The following is a 14,767-nucleotide window of genomic DNA, read 5'->3' as shown; positions in this document are numbered from 1 at the left end:
AAGCGGCGGCCGGGCGTCGGCCCGGTGACGGCGTGCCGTACTGTGCAGAGGCTGTGAGGATCACCACGGCGGCCGCCGCACCGGCGCGTCGTGGAACCAGCCGATGCCGGGCGCACTCTAGGGTGACGCCGAGCAGGCGCTTTTCGTGTGACTCCCCAGGGTGTTCTCACGACTCCTACGGGTGCCGGATTGGCTTTACCGCCGCAGGTAGGGGCAGGATGCGTCCCTGGGCGCGAGCGCATCGGCATCGCAGTGCCTCGGGCGGATCCGTCGCGTGGCACACCCCAACGGCAAGAAATACACGGGAGTAACAACATGAACCGCAGTGAGCTGGTGGCCGCGCTGGCCGACCGCGCCGAGGTGACCCGCAAGGACGCCGACGCCGTGCTGGCCGCGTTCGCCGAGACCGTCGGCGAGATCGTCGCCAAGGGCGACGAGAAGGTCACCATCCCCGGCTTCCTGACCTTTGAGCGCACCCACCGTGCCGCTCGCACCGCGCGCAACCCGCAGACCGGCGAGCCGATCAACATTCCCGCCGGCTACAGCGTGAAGGTCACCGCGGGCAGCAAGCTGAAGGAAGCCGCCAAGGGCAAGTGACCTTGTCGTTCGTACGTCACGGGACGACGTACGGTGCGTTCTGACGCACGATGACGTCAAAGGGGCGGCCCTCCTTCACCGGAGGGCCGCCCCTTCGTCGTACGGCGCCAGAACCCGTCAGCCGAGCGCCTTGCCCGGCAGCTCGACCTTCGCGCCCAGCTCCACGAGCTTCTCCATGAAGTTCTCGTAGCCGCGGTTGATGAGGTCGATGCCGTGGACACGGGACGTGCCCTCGGCCGCCAGGGCCGCGATGAGGTACGAGAAGCCGCCGCGCAGGTCGGGGATGACCAGGTCGGCGCCCTGCAGCCTGGTGGGTCCCGAGACGACCGCGGAGTGCAGGAAGTTGCGCTGGCCGAAGCGGCAGTCGGAGCCGCCCAGGCACTCGCGGTAGAGCTGGATGTGGGCGCCCATCTGGTTGAGGGCCGAGGTGAAGCCCAGACGGGACTCGTAGACCGTCTCGTGGATGATGGACAGGCCCGTGGCCTGGGTCAGCGCGACCACCAGCGGCTGCTGCCAGTCGGTCTGGAAACCGGGGTGCACGTCCGTCTCCAGCGCGATGGACTTCAACTGCCCACCGGGATGCCAGAAACGGATGCCCTCGTCGTCGATCTCGAAGGCGCCGCCCACCTTCCGGTAGGTGTTCAGGAACGTCATCATCGACCGCTGCTGGGCGCCGCGGACGTAGATGTTGCCGTTGGTCGCGAGCGCGGCGGAAGCCCAGGAGGCGGCCTCCAGGCGGTCCGGGAGGGCGCGGTGGGCGTAACCGCCGAGCCGCTCCACACCGGTGATGCGGATCGTGCGGTCGGTGTCCATCGCGATGATCGCGCCCATCTTCTGCAGCACGCAGATGAGGTCCTCGATCTCCGGCTCGACGGCCGCGTTGGACAACTCCGTTACGCCCTCGGCGAGTACGGCCGTCAGCAGCACCTGCTCGGTCGCGCCGACGGACGGGTACGGCAGCCGGATCTTGGTACCCCGCAGGCCCTTCGGCGCCTCCAGGTACTGGCCGTCCGCGCGCTTCTCGATGGTCGCGCCGAACTGCCGCAGCACGTCGAAGTGGAAGTCGATGGGCCGGCCGCCGATGTCACAGCCGCCGAGACCGGGGATGAACGCGTGACCGAGACGGTGGAGGAGAGGGCCGCAGAACAGGATCGGGATACGGCTGGAACCCGCGTGGGCATCGATGTCAGCGACATTGGCGCTCTCGACGTGCGTCGGGTCCATCACCAGCTCGCCGGGCTCCTCGCCCGGGCGGACCGTCACCCCATGCAGCTGCAGCAGGCCGCGGACGACCCGCACGTCACGGATGTCGGGAACGTTGCGCAGGCGGCTCGGCGCGCTGCCCAGCAGGGCGGCGACCATGGCCTTCGGTACGAGGTTCTTCGCACCGCGGACACGGATCTCGCCCTCCAGCGGGGTTCCGCCGTGGACAAGCAGGACATCGTCGTTGACGGTCATGTATCTCGCGTTCCGATGAGTGGGTCAGGGGGCGGCCGATCACTGTTGCGCGGGGGCCGGGAGAGACAGGGTAATCGCCGATCACCCCCCGTCCGTAAGCCCATGGACCGCCCAGCAACGTCATATCTGTGTCACAACACGAACCGTGCGCCACCGGACACATGGGGTCACCGGTTCCCGGGGAGTGCGCCCGGGGCGCTTCCGTGCTCCCTGAGCTGCGTTCACTCCCGCACCCCGATTGGCTCCCCACCGAAGGGGAAGATGCGGGATCATGTCTGGCATGACCGAGGTGTCCTCGCTCACAGGGCGGCTGCTCGTGGCCACTCCCGCCCTGGCGGACCCGAACTTCGACCGCGCGGTGGTGCTCCTTCTCGACCACGACGAGGAGGGTTCCCTCGGTGTCGTCCTCAATCGCCCCACCCCGGTGGACGTGGGCGACATCCTGGAAGGCTGGGCCGGCCTCACCGGCGAGCCCGGCGTGGTCTTCCAGGGCGGCCCCGTCTCGCTGGACTCGGCGCTGGGCGTCGCGGTCATCCCGGGCGGCGCGAACGGCGACCTCGCCCCGCTCGGCTGGCGCCGGGTGCACGGCGCGATCGGTCTGGTCGACCTGGAGGCCCCGCCGGAACTGCTCGCCTCTGCCCTCGGCTCCCTGCGGATCTTCGCCGGATACGCCGGCTGGGGCCCCGGCCAGCTGGAGGACGAGCTGATCGAGGGGGCCTGGTACGTGGTCGAGTCGGAACCCGGGGACGTCTCCTCGCCGGCCCCGGAGAGACTCTGGCGCGAGGTGCTGCGCCGCCAGCGCAACGAGCTGGCGATGGTGGCCACGTATCCGGACGACCCGTCGCTCAACTGATGCGTGCGTGGACGTGAGGTCCGCGAGCGTGGATCACTCGTTCGAGTGATCGCCTGCCCTTTCGACCGGGGCCGTCTTCGATGAAAGCGGTATCGGCGGGCTCTGGAGAAGCCGATTGCTCTCCGACCGGAGGGGGCGCAGCCGTACGACGACCGGATGCTGTCCTGGCGGATCCCCGAGCGCCGGGTGTCGATCTGGACGGTGGCGGGACGGGTGAAGGACGTGGCGTCCACTGCCGCGCCCGCGCGACGGCCGGGTCTCGCAGGCCCGCTTCGTGCGTCGGTCCTGCGGATTCGTTGATCACGCGGATCGGAACAGCTCCCGCAACATCCGCGCCAGAGCGTGGGCGTTGTGGCGACGCGGGGCGCAGTCAACCGCCCCTGACCTGCCCGCGAAGTGTCCGGACGGGACTGGACGCAAACGGCGTCTCACAGCCAGTGATGATCGTTGCGCAAGCCCTGGGCCCGCAGCCCCGGGCGGTTGATTACCCTGGGCTCTATGAGCACTCTCGAGCCCGAGCGCGGGACTGGTACGGGGACCCTCGTAGAGCCGACGCCGCAGGTGTCCCACGGCGACGGTGACCACGAGCGCTTCGCCCACTACGTCCAGAAGGACAAGATCATGGCGAGCGCCCTCGACGGCACCCCCGTCGTGGCGCTGTGCGGCAAGGTCTGGGTGCCGGGCCGCGACCCGAAGAAGTACCCCGTGTGCCCCATGTGCAAGGAGATCTACGAGTCCATGGGCAGCGGCGGCGAGGACAAGGGCGGCGACAAGTAGGGGTCCGTCCGCGTACGGGAGGCCCCCGGTGTGCCTGCGCGCATGCCGGGGTCTTCGCGTTCTCCGGGCGTGAGTGGTCTCCGGCCGTGAGTGTGCTCTGGTCACGAGGTCATGAGTGGTCTCTGGCCATGAGTGGTCGAGACCTGTAGCCTCCGTCACAGTTGTACGCAGTGGAACGGCCGTTGCACTCTGTGCAACGCCTGGCGGAGGTGCGACGGGCGGCATGAGCGACACACCCCTCTTCCCGGAACCGGATGCGGCGCTGATCCCCGCGCCGGCCGGCGTGTCGGCCTCGCTGCCCGGCGGCGGCACCGGATTCGTCATCGACGCGGACACCGAGATCGACGCCACCGAGGGCACCGAGCGGGTCGCACGCTGGCTGCGGACGACCGTCGGCGCGGCCACCGGACTGCCCCTGGCCCCGCACCGCGACAGCGGCTCCCGCATCCTGCTGCGGATCAACCCCGCACTCGAGGACGGACTCGGCAGCCCCGAGGCCTATCAGCTGTGCGCCGACGGCTATCTCATCTGTATCGACGGCGCCAGCGAGGCCGGCCTGTTCTGGGGCGCCCAGACCTTCCGTCAACTGCTCGGCCCGGAGGCCTTCCGGCGTGCCCCCGTCACCGGCCGGACCGAGTGGGAGTTCCCGGCCGTCACCATCCGCGACGCACCGCGTTTCGGCTGGCGCGGTCTACTTCTCGACGTGGCACGGCACTTCATGCCGAAGGAAGGCGTGCTGCGCTATCTCGACCTGATGGCCGCCCACAAACTCAACGTTTTCCATTTTCATCTGACCGACGACCAGGGCTGGCGGATCGAGATCAAGCGGTATCCGAAGCTGACCGAAACCGCCTCCTGGCGGACGCGGTCGAAATTCGGTCACCGGGCCTCCCCGCTGTGGGAGGAGAAACCGCACGGTGGTTACTACACCCAGGACGACATCCGGGAGATCGTCGCCTATGCCGCCGAGCGGCATATCACCGTCGTCCCGGAAATCGACGTACCGGGCCATTCGCAGGCCGCCATCGCCGCGTACCCGGAACTCGGCAACACCGACGTCATCGACACCACCGCCCTCACCGTCTGGGACAACTGGGGGATCTCCGCCAACGTACTCGCCCCCACCGACACCACCCTGCGCTTCTACGAGGGGGTGTTCGAGGAGGTCCTGGAGCTGTTCCCCTCCCGGTTCGTCCATGTCGGCGGCGACGAGTGCCGCAAGGAGCAGTGGACGGACTCGGTGACGGCCAAGTCCCGCATCGCGGAACTCGCCCTCGCCGACGAGGACGAACTGCAGTCGTGGTTCATCGGGCACTTCGACGCCTGGCTCACCGCACGCGGGCGCCGGCTCATCGGCTGGGACGAGATCCTCGAGGGCGGACTGGCGAAGGGCGCCGCGGTGTCGTCCTGGCGCGGTTACGGTGGCGGGATCGCGGCCGCGCGGGCCGGCCATGACGTCGTCATGTGCCCCGAACAGTACGTGTATCTGGACCACCGTCAGGCCCCGGGCGAGGACGAACCGGTGCCGATCGGCTTCGTGCGCACCCTGGAGGACGTCTACCGGTTCGAACCCGTCCCGGACGGGCTCACCGAGGACGAGGCCCGGCATGTGCTGGGCACTCAGGCCAACGTCTGGACCGAGGTGCTGGAGGACACCGCGCGCGTGGACTACCAGACCTTCCCCCGGCTCGCGGCCTTCGCCGAGGTGGCCTGGAGCCGGCTGCCCGCCCCCGCGGAACGGGACTTCGCCGGCTTCGAACGCCGTATGACCGCCCATTACGCGCGACTTGACGCCCTCGGCGTCGCCTACCGGCCGCCCACCGGACCCCGGCCGTGGCAGAAACGCCCCGGTGTGCCCGGTCGCCCGATCGAGGGACCGCCGCCGAACAGGTGAGCGCCCGGTCCGGCCGATCCTGTCGAACAAGTGCCGGAAAACAGCGCCAAGGGTCACCGAAGAGTGTCAATCGGTGCGCACCGGTGATGCCGTGAGAAAACGGACCATCTCCGCGATGAGGTGGGCGAATGCCTCCTAAGGGACCCCCGTCTTCGCGCCTTGCGAAGATGTGCCAGAGTTGCCACGTCCGCCCTGTGAGCACGTACCGTACGGCCACACAGGTGGGACCAGGTGGGGCAGCGGGAAGGGGCAGCCGGTTTGACCACGCACGCACCGCAGGCGGAGCAGGCCGTCACGCTGCCCACGACGCTGGACGAGGCCGTGGCGGCCCTCGGGGCCATGCCCACCGCCGTGCCCGTCGCGGGCGGCACCGACCTGATGGCCGCCGTCAACTCCGGCCAGCTCAGGCCCGCCGCCCTGGTGGGGCTCGGGCGGATCAGCGAGATCCGCGGCTGGCAGTACCAGGACGGCCACGCGCTGCTCGGCGCGGGCCTCACGCACGCACGCATGGGCCGCCCCGACTTCGCGGCCCTGATCCCGGCGCTGGCCGCCGCCGCGCGCGCCGCGGGTCCGCCGCACATCCGCAACGCGGGCACCCTGGGCGGCAACATCGCCTCGGCCGCCCCCACCGGGGACGCGCTGCCGGTGCTGGCCGCCCTGGAGGCGACGCTGATCATCGCCGGCCCGGGCGGAGCCCGCCGGGAGGTCCCGGTGTCGCACCTGCTGGCCGGCATGGAGATGCTGCGCGGCGGCGAACTCATCGGCTACGTGCGCGTGCCGCTGCTGCACGCCCCGCAGGTCTTCCTGAAGGCGACCGGACGCACCGGCCCGGGCCGCGCGCTGGCCTCCGTGGCCCTGGTCCTCGACCCCGCCCGGCGCGGAGTGCGGTGCGCCGTCGGTGCCATAGCGCCGATGCCGCTCAGGCCCCTTGAGGCCGAGCAGTGGGTCGCCCAGCTGATCGACTGGGACAACGACCGCGCGCTCGTCCCGGAGGCCCTGAACGCCTTCGGCGAGTACGTCGCCGCCGCCTGCATCCCGGACCCGGCGCCGGAGCCCGACGGCTCGGTGGCCCCGCTTCCGCCCGCCGTACTGCACCTGCGGCGCACCGTCGCCGCACTGGCCCGACGAGCACTGGGGAGGGCGCTGTCGTGACCGACGACCAGCACGGAGAGGGCACGCCCCGGGGCGGTGGACGCTGGGACCCGCTGCCCCAGGGCGACTACGACGACGGCGCCACCGCCTTCGTGAAGCTCCCCGAGGGCGGCATCGACGCCCTGCTGTCCGGCGACAGCCCGCTGGCCGCGCCGGGTCACGGCTATGTGCCGCCGCCGATAGCGGTCGCCCCCGGCACCGGTGACCCCGCCGCGACCGGCACCTGGACCGCGCCCGCGGGCGGCACCGAGTGGCCCGACCCGAACGCCCTGCCCCGGACGCAGGCAGCGGACGACCGGTTCACCTACAACCCCGGCGCCACCCAGCACTGGACCTTCGAGGAGCCCGCGGCACCGGCCGCTCCCGGGCACGACGTCACCGGGCAGTGGTCGATCCCGGTCGCCGGTGGCGACCTTCCGGACGAATCGGGCGAGTTCACCACATCGTCCCTGGTCGAGCAGTGGGGCGGCACCCCGCCGGCCACCCTGCCCGGCGGTGCGCCCGCGCCCTGGGCGACGGAGGAGGCGGCCCGCCCCTGGGACCGGCCCGCCGAGCCCGGCCCCACCGGCCTGCCCGACCACGCCGACGCGGCACCGGGCTACGCACCCGCACCGGACGAGCGGTACGGGCAGGCCCCGGCCGAGCACGCCCCGGCCGCTCGCGAGGAGACCGGGGCAGGAGAGCCCGGGCACGGGGGTGCCGGGCACCGGCCGAACGGTCACGGCGACGGCCGCCGCGCCGAGGCCGGCCACCCCGGCACGCACGACTCCGGTGAGCCGGCCGAGCCCGCCGGGTTCGGCGAGTCCGCGGAGCCGGCGCGGCCCGGCGCACCGACCGCGTTCCCGCAGCAGCGGGCCGAGTCGGCGGCGGGACGCGGACCGGGACCGGACACGGACGGCCACGGCCCCGCGAAGGCCCCTGAGCGCCCCGCAGACCGCCCAGCAGGCCACGAGGGTCCCCAGAGTCGCACGACCCCCGACGGGGCCCCACAGGCGGCCACAGGGCCCAGGACGCCCACGAGCCTCACCCCGGCCCCCGCAGCCGTACAGGACGACGCCGCCGACGCACCCGAGGCCGCCGTGGCGGCCGCGCCCGGGACGGACGACGCGCCCGGGGACGCCACCGAGGACACCGCGCCCCCGGCGCAGGAGGCCGCCGCCGAGGGACACGCGGAGCACACCGCCCCTCTCGCGCCGCCCGACGACCACCCGCTGGCCTCCTACGTCCTGCGCGTCAACGGCGTCGACCGGCCCGTCACCGACGCCTGGATCGGCGAGTCGCTGCTGTACGTCCTGCGGGAGCGCCTCGGGCTCGCGGGCGCCAAGGACGGCTGCTCGCAGGGCGAGTGCGGGGCCTGCAACGTCCAGGTCGACGGCCGTCTGGTCGCCTCCTGCCTGGTCCCGGCGGTCACCGCCGCCGGCAGCGAGGTGCGTACGGTCGAGGGCCTGGCCGGCGACGGACAGCCCTCCGACGTGCAGCGCGCGCTCGCCCGGTGCGGTGCCGTGCAGTGCGGTTTCTGCGTGCCCGGCATGGCGATGACCGTGCACGACCTGCTGGAGGGCAACCCCGCGCCGACCGAGCTGGAGACCCGGCAGGCTCTGTGCGGCAACCTGTGCCGCTGCTCCGGCTACCGGGGCGTCCTGGACGCCGTCAAGGAGGTCGTCGCCGAACGCGAGGCCGCGCACGCCGTGGACGTCGAGACGGACGCGGACGAGGCCCGTATTCCCCATCAGGCGGGCCCGGGTGCCGGCGGGGTCAATCCGTCGGCGTTCGAGGCGCCGGGCGCGTTCGCCACGCCGCATGCCGCTCCCGGCGGCTACGGCGACACGCCGGCGTACGGCACGCCCGACCCGTACGGCACACCGCCGCACGGCACCCCGGGACCGCACGGCCCGCACGACCCGCACTACGGCCAGGACGGAGGCCAGGCGTGAGCAACGAAGCCGCCACGGCGACCACCGCCGCGGAACCCGCCCCCGAGGCCGAGGCACTGCCGCACGGCATCGGCGCCTCCCTGCCGCACGCCGACGCCCGCGCCAAGACCGAGGGCACCTTCCCGTACGCCGCCGACCTGTGGGCCGAGGGCCTGCTCTGGGCGGCCGTCCTGCGCTCCCCGCACGCGCACGCGCGCATCGTGTCCATCGACACCAGCCACGCGCGCGAGATGCCCGGCGTACGGGCCGTCGTCACGCACGAGGACGTGCCCGGCACCCCGCGCCACGGCCGGGGCACCCCCGACCGTCCGGTGTTCGCCTCCGAGGTCGTACGGCACCACGGCGAGCCCATCGCGGCCGTCGCCGCCGACCATCCGGACACCGCGCGGATGGCCGCGGCGGCCGTCATCGTCGAGTACGAAGTACTCGACCCGGTCACCGACCCCGAGCAGGCCTTCGAGGCCGAGCCGCTGCACCCCGACGGCAACCTGATCCGGCACATCCCGCTCAGGCACGGCGACCCGGAGGCGGTCGGCGAGGTCGTCGTGGAGGGCCAGTACCGCATAGGGCGCCAGGACCCGGCCCCGATCGGCGCCGAGGCGGGCCTCGCCGTGCCGCGGCCCGACGGCGGCGTGGAGCTGTACCTGGCCTCCACCGACCCGCACACCGACCGCAACACCGCCGCGGCCTGCTACGGCCTGTCCCCGGATCGGGTGAAGATCGTCGTCACCGGGGTGCCGGGCGCCACCGCCGACCGCGAGGACCAGGGCTTCCAGCTCCCGCTCGGCCTGCTCGCCCTGAAGACCGGCTGCCCGGTGAAGCTCACCGCGACCCGCGAGGAGTCCTTCCTCGGCCACACCCACCGCCATCCGACGCTGCTCAGGTACCGCCACCACGCGGACGCCGAGGGCAAGCTGGTGAAGGTGGAGGCGCAGATCCTGCTGGACGCGGGCGCGTACGCCGACACCTCGTCCGACGCCCTGGCCGCCGCCGTCTCCTTCGCGTGCGGCCCGTACGTCGTCCCGAACGCCTTCATCGAGGGCTGGGCCGTACGCACCAACAACCCGCCCTCCGGCCATGTGCGCGGCGAGGGCGCGATGCAGGTGTGCGCCGCCTACGAGGCCCAGATGGACAAGCTGGCCAAGAAGCTGGGCCTGGACCCGGCCGAGCTGCGCCTGCGCAACGCCCTCGCGACGGGCGACGTCCTCCCGATCGGCCAGACGGTGACCTGCCCCGCACCGGTCGCCGAACTGCTCCAGGCGGTCCGGGACTTCCCGCTCCCGGCCCTGCCCAAGGACACGCCCGAGGAGGAGTGGCTGCTGCCCGGCGGCCCCGAGGGCGCGGGCGAACCGGGCGCGGTGCGCCGGGGCGTCGGCTACGGCCTGGGCATGGTGCACATGCTCGGCGCGGAGGGCGCCGACGAGGTGTCCACGGCGACGGTCAAGGTCCACGACGGCGTCGCGACCGTGCTCTGCGCCGCCGTGGAGACCGGCCAGGGCTTCACCACCCTCGCCCGGCAGATCGTCCAGGAGACCCTCGGCATCGAGGAAGTCCACGTGGCGCCGGTCGACACCGACCAGCCCCCGGCCGGAGCGGGCTGCCGCGGCCGCCACACCTGGGTGTCGGGCGGCGCGGTGGAGCGCGCGGCCAAGATGGTCCGCACCCAGCTCCTGCAGCCGCTCGCCCACAAGTTCGGCATGTCGACGGAGTTGCTCCAGATCACCGACGGAAAGATCACGTCGTACGACGGCGTGCTGTCGACCACCGTCACCGAGGCGCTGGACGGCAAGGAGCTGTGGGCGACGGCCCAGTGCCGACCGCACCCGACCGAGCCGCTGAACGCCTCCGGCCAGGGCGACGCCTTCGTGGGCCTGGCCTTCTGCGCGATCCGCGCGGTGGTGGACGTCGACATCGAGCTGGGCTCGGTACGGGTGGTGGAGCTGGCGGTCGCCCAGGACGTGGGCCGGGTCCTCAACCCCACGCAGCTGGCCGCCCGGATCGAGGCGGGCGTGACCCAGGGCGTCGGCATCGCGCTCACCGAGAACCTGCGCACCCCGCGCGGCCTGATCCGCCACCCCGACCTGACCGGTTACGCCCTCCCGACCGCGCTGGACGCCCCGGACATCCGGATCGTCAGACTGGTCGAGGAACGGGACGTGGTCGCCCCCTTCGGGGCCAAGTCCGTCAGCGCGGTCCCGGTCGTGACGGCACCGGCCGCGGTCGCCTCCGCGGTCCGCGCGGCCACCGGCCGCCCGGTCAACCGGCTCCCGATCCGCCCGCAGGCGGCGGTGGTCACGGCCCCGTAGGGCAGCGGGGGACACCGCCTCGCGCCGCGCAACGTGCCCGGGGCGCCCGACGTCCTTGCTGGTGCGGGCCGTTGTCAGTGGGTCGGCGTAATGTGCTGAGCGCTGGGGGCGACTGCCCGACGACGTACGCACGCCGGCGCACATGGGGAAGATCGCGGGGGAGCGATGAGCACGACCGAGGCCGGGGTTCCGGCGATCACGCTGACCGAGGCGGAGCTGGACCGGTATGTCTCGCACGCGCCGACGCGCGGCCTGCTCGGCGGCACCGGGCTGCCCCCGGCCACCGGCCTGCTGACCTTCTCCCCGCTGCGCACGCACGGCCTGCGCACGCTCGCCGATGCCACGGACGCGCCGTTCCGGGTGGCGGACGAGCTGCGGGACCGGCTGGTGATCGGCGAACTCCTCAACCCGGCGGGCATGGACCGCGAGTCGATCCTGCTCGACGGCGGCACCGGCGAACTGACGACGGCCTACCTCGTCGATCCCTCCCGCCCCCGCCCCTTCGCGCCCTCCCTGGCCACGCTGTTGCGCTTCGCCGCGGCCACCGAGGAACTGGCGGGCCTGCGCGGCCGTTTCGCCTCCCTCGCGGGCCGGTACGGCCCCGAGACGGCGGCCGAGGCGACCCGCCGCCTCCTCTCCCTCTTCGAGGAGGGCGCGGGCGGCGAGGTCCCGCCGTACTGGAAGGCGGCGGCCCTGATCCGCCCGCTCGCCCTCGCCGCGGGCCCCGGCACCACCTCCGGGCTCACCCTGGACGTCCCCGCCCGACTGCTGGACCAGGAGTTCGGGCACGGCCGGGTGGTCCGCTTCGAAGAGGTCGACTTCCCCGCCACGCTCACGCACGAGCCGACCCGCCGCTTCCTGCGCGAGACCGGGCTGCCGGAGGAGGCGGTCCTCTTCCACACCGACACGGACGTCCCGCTGCCCACGCTCCGCGAGTACGTCACGGAGGAGGGCGCGGACGTCTGCGCGTGGGACGAACTCCCCGCCCACGCCGACCACTTGATCCGGCTCGGCCGCCTGGTCGAGGACCACAGCCTGGTGGTCGACGGCAGAACGGGCGCGGTCCTCACCTTCAGCGAGCCGGACGCGACACTCCATCCCCTCAACACCGACGTCTCCACCCTCGCCTTCACGCTCTGGCTCCTGCACCACGAGCGCACCATCGACGAACACCTCGCCAACGAACTGACGACGGTGGCCTACGACCAGCTGGCCGCGGCGATGATCCACACCCTGTCGGCCGTCGACCCCACGGGCACGGTGCCCGGCACCGACTGGCACTACTGGACGGAACTGTTCCAGGACGAGGCGGGCGGCGTCCTGTGACCCGGCCCGCCCGCGCCATCCGATCGCCCCGGCCTTTTTCGCTCAGGGCGGCGTAAGCCGCGGCCACCGACGCGCAGTTGACCCGTGGGGTGCCGCCTCCTCGCCGTCCACGCCCCGGCCGGCGCAGAAACCGGCCGGGCTGGACGGCATCCGGGACTTCGCGTACCTCCGTCGACGGCACGGAGCCCTGCCGTTTCCGAGCGGCCCGGGGTGGCTCACTCGCTCGGATGCGCTCGGCGGGCAACTGGTGGCGAGGGTGTGCATGGTGAGTGCATGAACACTGCACCTCACCCCAAGAAGACCGTTTCCCTGATGCCGCGAGCCTTCGCGGTGACCGCCGCCCTGGGCATCGCTTGTGCGGCGGGGGTGGCAACCGCCACATCCGCCGTGGCCGCGACGCCTGCCACGCACGTCGCCAAGGCCGCCCCAGCCTACGGCCACGGTGGCGGTGGCGGTGGCGAAGAGAACCAGTGCGGCAACGGTCTCCTCCCCATCCTCAACTTCTGCAACTGACCGGCAACCGAAGGCAGTTCCTGTCCATCAACCACACAACCGCACATGGAAGAAGTCCACCCACCCCCAGGGCGGTCAGGAACAGGGGCAGGACCCCCTCCCTGACCGCCCTGCCGACCACGACCGGGGGTGGCGTCACCGCGGGCCGGCTCCCCTTCCGGGATGCCGCCCGCCTTTTTGCCTGCCGTGGGGACTTGTGCACGACAACGGTCCTGCCTGTGTTGCGAGCTTCCGGTTCCGGTGTGACGGTTTTCCAGGGGGATATGCCAGAGGCCTGGCACCACTTGGCGCCCGGTATCCCCGTTGCCCGAGAAGCCGGGTGCCGGCGCGCCTATTCGGCTGGGGGGAAGCGAACAGAAAGAGGAAACATCAATGGCGAACGGACCCATGGACAGGCGCGACTTCGGCGAGCTGCCCGGCCGGCCCAACGGCCCCGTCACGGGCCGGAACTCCGAGTACACCGGCCGATATGTGGTGCTACTCGACCCGAACAACCAGGAGAACGGACTGAACGCACTGCGTTCCGCCGCCGACATCGCGCCTGTGGAGCGCGTGCGCGGCACCGAGGCCGCGAACGTCGCAGAACTCCTCGAGCGCCCTGACGTCTCGGTGCACTTCGACGAACTCGGTGCCGCCGTCGTCGAGGTGCGGCCTGAGCAGCGCCACGCGCTGGTGACCACGGCCGAGGCGGAATCCTCGATCATGGCAGCGGAACCGGAGCGCATGGTCTACGCCTCGCCCATCACCGCCCCGCAGCAGGCGCCGACCGAGTTCTTCCCCGCCTACCGCAGCGACGAGGACGTGGTCACCCGCCACACCACGGCCGAGATCGCCGCCGCGCACGGTCCGGCCTGGGACGAGCAGAACTGGACCTGGGGCCTGCAGGCGATCCGGGCCAACCTCTCCAGCCTGACCGGACGCGACGTGAAGATCGCCGTCCTCGACACCGGTGTGGACACCGGCCACCCGGACCTGGCGGGGCGCATCGAGGCCACGGTCTCCTTCGTGCCCGGCCAGACCGTCCAGGACGGCAACGGCCACGGCACGCACTGCATCGGCACCGCCGCGGGCCCCGCCCACCCCCAGCAGGGACCCCGCTACGGCGTGGCCTGCGAGGCCCGGATCCTCGCGGCAAAGGTGCTCAGCAACGCCGGCAGCGGCACCGACGGCCAGATCCTGGCCGGCATGGCGTGGGCCATCGCCCAGGGCGCACGCGTGATCTCCATGTCGCTCGGCGCCCCGGTCCAACCGGGTGAACTCTTCCCCCAGACCTACGAGATTCTCGCCCAGCGCGCGCTCCAGCGCGGGACCGTGATCGTCGCCGCCGCGGGCAACGACAGCAACCGGCCCCCGAGCATCCAACCCGTCAGCCGGCCCGCCAACTGTCCTTCCATCCTCGCGGTCGCCTCGCTCGACAAGGCGCTCACGACGTCGTTCTTCTCCAACGGCGGCATCAACGGCCAGGGCGGCGAGATCAACATCGCCGCGCCCGGCAGGGACGTGCGCTCGGCCGCCCCGGGCGGCGGGTACCAGGTCCTGAGCGGCACGAGCATGGCCACACCGCACGCTGCGGGTGTCCTCGCCCTGCTCGTCCAGGCGAACCCCAACGCCACCGCGGCCGCCCTCGTGGCCGGTTTGCAGTCCGGTGCGTTCCCGCTGATGCAGCCCGTCAGAGATGTCGGCGCAGGTCTGCTCCAGGCGCCATGAGCGAGTCGTCTTCCTCCGAACCGGTCGGGGTCATCCTCGCGGTCGACCCCGACCGGTTCGCGGAGGTGGTTGAGGCCCTGCGCGGGGCCGGGCTGACGGTGACGGCGGAACAGCCGATCGTCGGCACGCTCTCCGGCACCGTGGCAGAGGACCGCATACCGGCCCTGGCGGCGCTCGACGGCGTCGAATCCGTCGACCGCGAGCGCACGGTCCGGCTTCCTCCGCCCGACTCCCCCATCCAGTGACAACC

General features: G+C 72.4%; 12 protein-coding genes. 11 read left to right on the top strand and 1 reads right to left on the bottom strand.

Features of this window, described 5'->3' with window-relative positions:
• Positions 1–315 precede the first annotated feature (315 nt).
• Positions 316–597 carry an HU family DNA-binding protein gene (locus ACWDEN_RS06395; protein WP_023550134.1) on the top strand — a complete coding sequence of 94 codons (282 nt, stop codon included), beginning with the start codon at positions 316–318 and terminating at the stop codon, positions 595–597.
• A 117-nt stretch (positions 598–714) separates the two neighbouring features.
• Here ACWDEN_RS06395 and murA read toward each other — a convergent pair whose 3' ends face one another.
• The gene (gene murA, locus ACWDEN_RS06390) at positions 715–2,055 is read right to left on the bottom strand and encodes a UDP-N-acetylglucosamine 1-carboxyvinyltransferase (protein ID WP_450857585.1); all 1,341 of its coding nucleotides are present in this window, start codon (positions 2,053–2,055) and stop codon (positions 715–717) included.
• A gap of 280 nt (positions 2,056–2,335) precedes the next feature.
• Here murA and ACWDEN_RS06385 point away from each other — a divergent pair, with 280 nt between their 5' ends.
• From ACWDEN_RS06385 to ACWDEN_RS06340, 10 genes are all read left to right on the top strand, one after another.
• Positions 2,336–2,908: a YqgE/AlgH family protein gene (locus ACWDEN_RS06385; RefSeq protein WP_351618428.1), complete on the top strand. Its 573-nt coding sequence runs from the start codon at positions 2,336–2,338 to the stop codon at positions 2,906–2,908.
• A gap of 498 nt (positions 2,909–3,406) precedes the next feature.
• Positions 3,407–3,685 carry a DUF3039 domain-containing protein gene (locus tag ACWDEN_RS06380; RefSeq protein ID WP_069780555.1) on the top strand — a complete coding sequence of 93 codons (279 nt, stop codon included), beginning with the start codon at positions 3,407–3,409 and terminating at the stop codon, positions 3,683–3,685.
• 223 nt (positions 3,686–3,908) lie between these two features.
• The gene (locus ACWDEN_RS06375; RefSeq protein WP_351618422.1) at positions 3,909–5,579 is read left to right on the top strand and encodes a beta-N-acetylhexosaminidase; all 1,671 of its coding nucleotides are present in this window, start codon (positions 3,909–3,911) and stop codon (positions 5,577–5,579) included.
• Between the two features lie 258 nt (positions 5,580–5,837).
• On the top strand, positions 5,838–6,731 hold the full coding sequence (locus ACWDEN_RS06370; protein ID WP_351618419.1) for an FAD binding domain-containing protein: 894 nt from the start codon (positions 5,838–5,840) through the stop codon (positions 6,729–6,731).
• Positions 6,728–8,665: a 2Fe-2S iron-sulfur cluster-binding protein gene (locus tag ACWDEN_RS06365; protein ID WP_450857582.1), complete on the top strand. Its 1,938-nt coding sequence runs from the start codon at positions 6,728–6,730 to the stop codon at positions 8,663–8,665. Before ACWDEN_RS06370 ends, ACWDEN_RS06365 begins: the two co-directional genes overlap by 4 nt.
• Positions 8,662–10,971, top strand: coding sequence for a xanthine dehydrogenase family protein molybdopterin-binding subunit (locus ACWDEN_RS06360; protein WP_351620313.1), 2,310 nt, complete (start codon positions 8,662–8,664; stop codon positions 10,969–10,971). The genes ACWDEN_RS06365 and ACWDEN_RS06360 overlap by 4 nt, the downstream gene beginning before the upstream one ends.
• Positions 10,972–11,136: 165 nt before the next feature.
• Complete coding sequence (locus ACWDEN_RS06355; protein ID WP_351620316.1) at positions 11,137–12,297, top strand: SUKH-4 family immunity protein; 1,161 nt, start codon at positions 11,137–11,139, stop codon at positions 12,295–12,297.
• A 273-nt stretch (positions 12,298–12,570) separates the two neighbouring features.
• On the top strand, positions 12,571–12,810 hold the full coding sequence (locus ACWDEN_RS06350; protein ID WP_351620319.1) for a hypothetical protein: 240 nt from the start codon (positions 12,571–12,573) through the stop codon (positions 12,808–12,810).
• 372 nt (positions 12,811–13,182) lie between these two features.
• Positions 13,183–14,517 carry a S8 family peptidase gene (locus ACWDEN_RS06345; protein WP_450857579.1) on the top strand — a complete coding sequence of 445 codons (1,335 nt, stop codon included), beginning with the start codon at positions 13,183–13,185 and terminating at the stop codon, positions 14,515–14,517.
• A complete protein-coding gene (locus tag ACWDEN_RS06340) occupies positions 14,514–14,762 on the top strand; it encodes a hypothetical protein (RefSeq protein ID WP_450857577.1) in 249 nt (82 codons plus the stop codon). Before ACWDEN_RS06345 ends, ACWDEN_RS06340 begins: the two co-directional genes overlap by 4 nt.
• Positions 14,763–14,767 lie beyond the last annotated feature (5 nt).

This window comes from Streptomyces sp. NPDC001153 (genome assembly GCF_053598315.1).
The sequence above is the reverse complement of the archived record's forward strand: the minus strand, read 5'-3'. Positions and strand labels throughout refer to the sequence as shown.

What these genes read in the sequence shown, in the direction of transcription:
- ACWDEN_RS06395 (WP_023550134.1), top strand. Translation starts at nt 316, where the DNA reads ATGAACCGCAGTGAGCTGGTGGCCGCGCTGGCCGACCGCGCCGAGGTG.
- murA (WP_450857585.1), bottom strand. Translation starts at nt 2,055, where the DNA reads ATGACCGTCAACGACGATGTCCTGCTTGTCCACGGCGGAACCCCGCTG.
- ACWDEN_RS06385 (WP_351618428.1), top strand. Translation starts at nt 2,336, where the DNA reads ATGACCGAGGTGTCCTCGCTCACAGGGCGGCTGCTCGTGGCCACTCCC.
- ACWDEN_RS06380 (WP_069780555.1), top strand. Translation starts at nt 3,407, where the DNA reads ATGAGCACTCTCGAGCCCGAGCGCGGGACTGGTACGGGGACCCTCGTA.
- ACWDEN_RS06375 (WP_351618422.1), top strand. Translation starts at nt 3,909, where the DNA reads ATGAGCGACACACCCCTCTTCCCGGAACCGGATGCGGCGCTGATCCCC.
- ACWDEN_RS06355 (WP_351620316.1), top strand. Translation starts at nt 11,137, where the DNA reads ATGAGCACGACCGAGGCCGGGGTTCCGGCGATCACGCTGACCGAGGCG.
- ACWDEN_RS06350 (WP_351620319.1), top strand. Translation starts at nt 12,571, where the DNA reads ATGAACACTGCACCTCACCCCAAGAAGACCGTTTCCCTGATGCCGCGA.
- ACWDEN_RS06345 (WP_450857579.1), top strand. Translation starts at nt 13,183, where the DNA reads ATGGCGAACGGACCCATGGACAGGCGCGACTTCGGCGAGCTGCCCGGC.
- ACWDEN_RS06340 (WP_450857577.1), top strand. Translation starts at nt 14,514, where the DNA reads ATGAGCGAGTCGTCTTCCTCCGAACCGGTCGGGGTCATCCTCGCGGTC.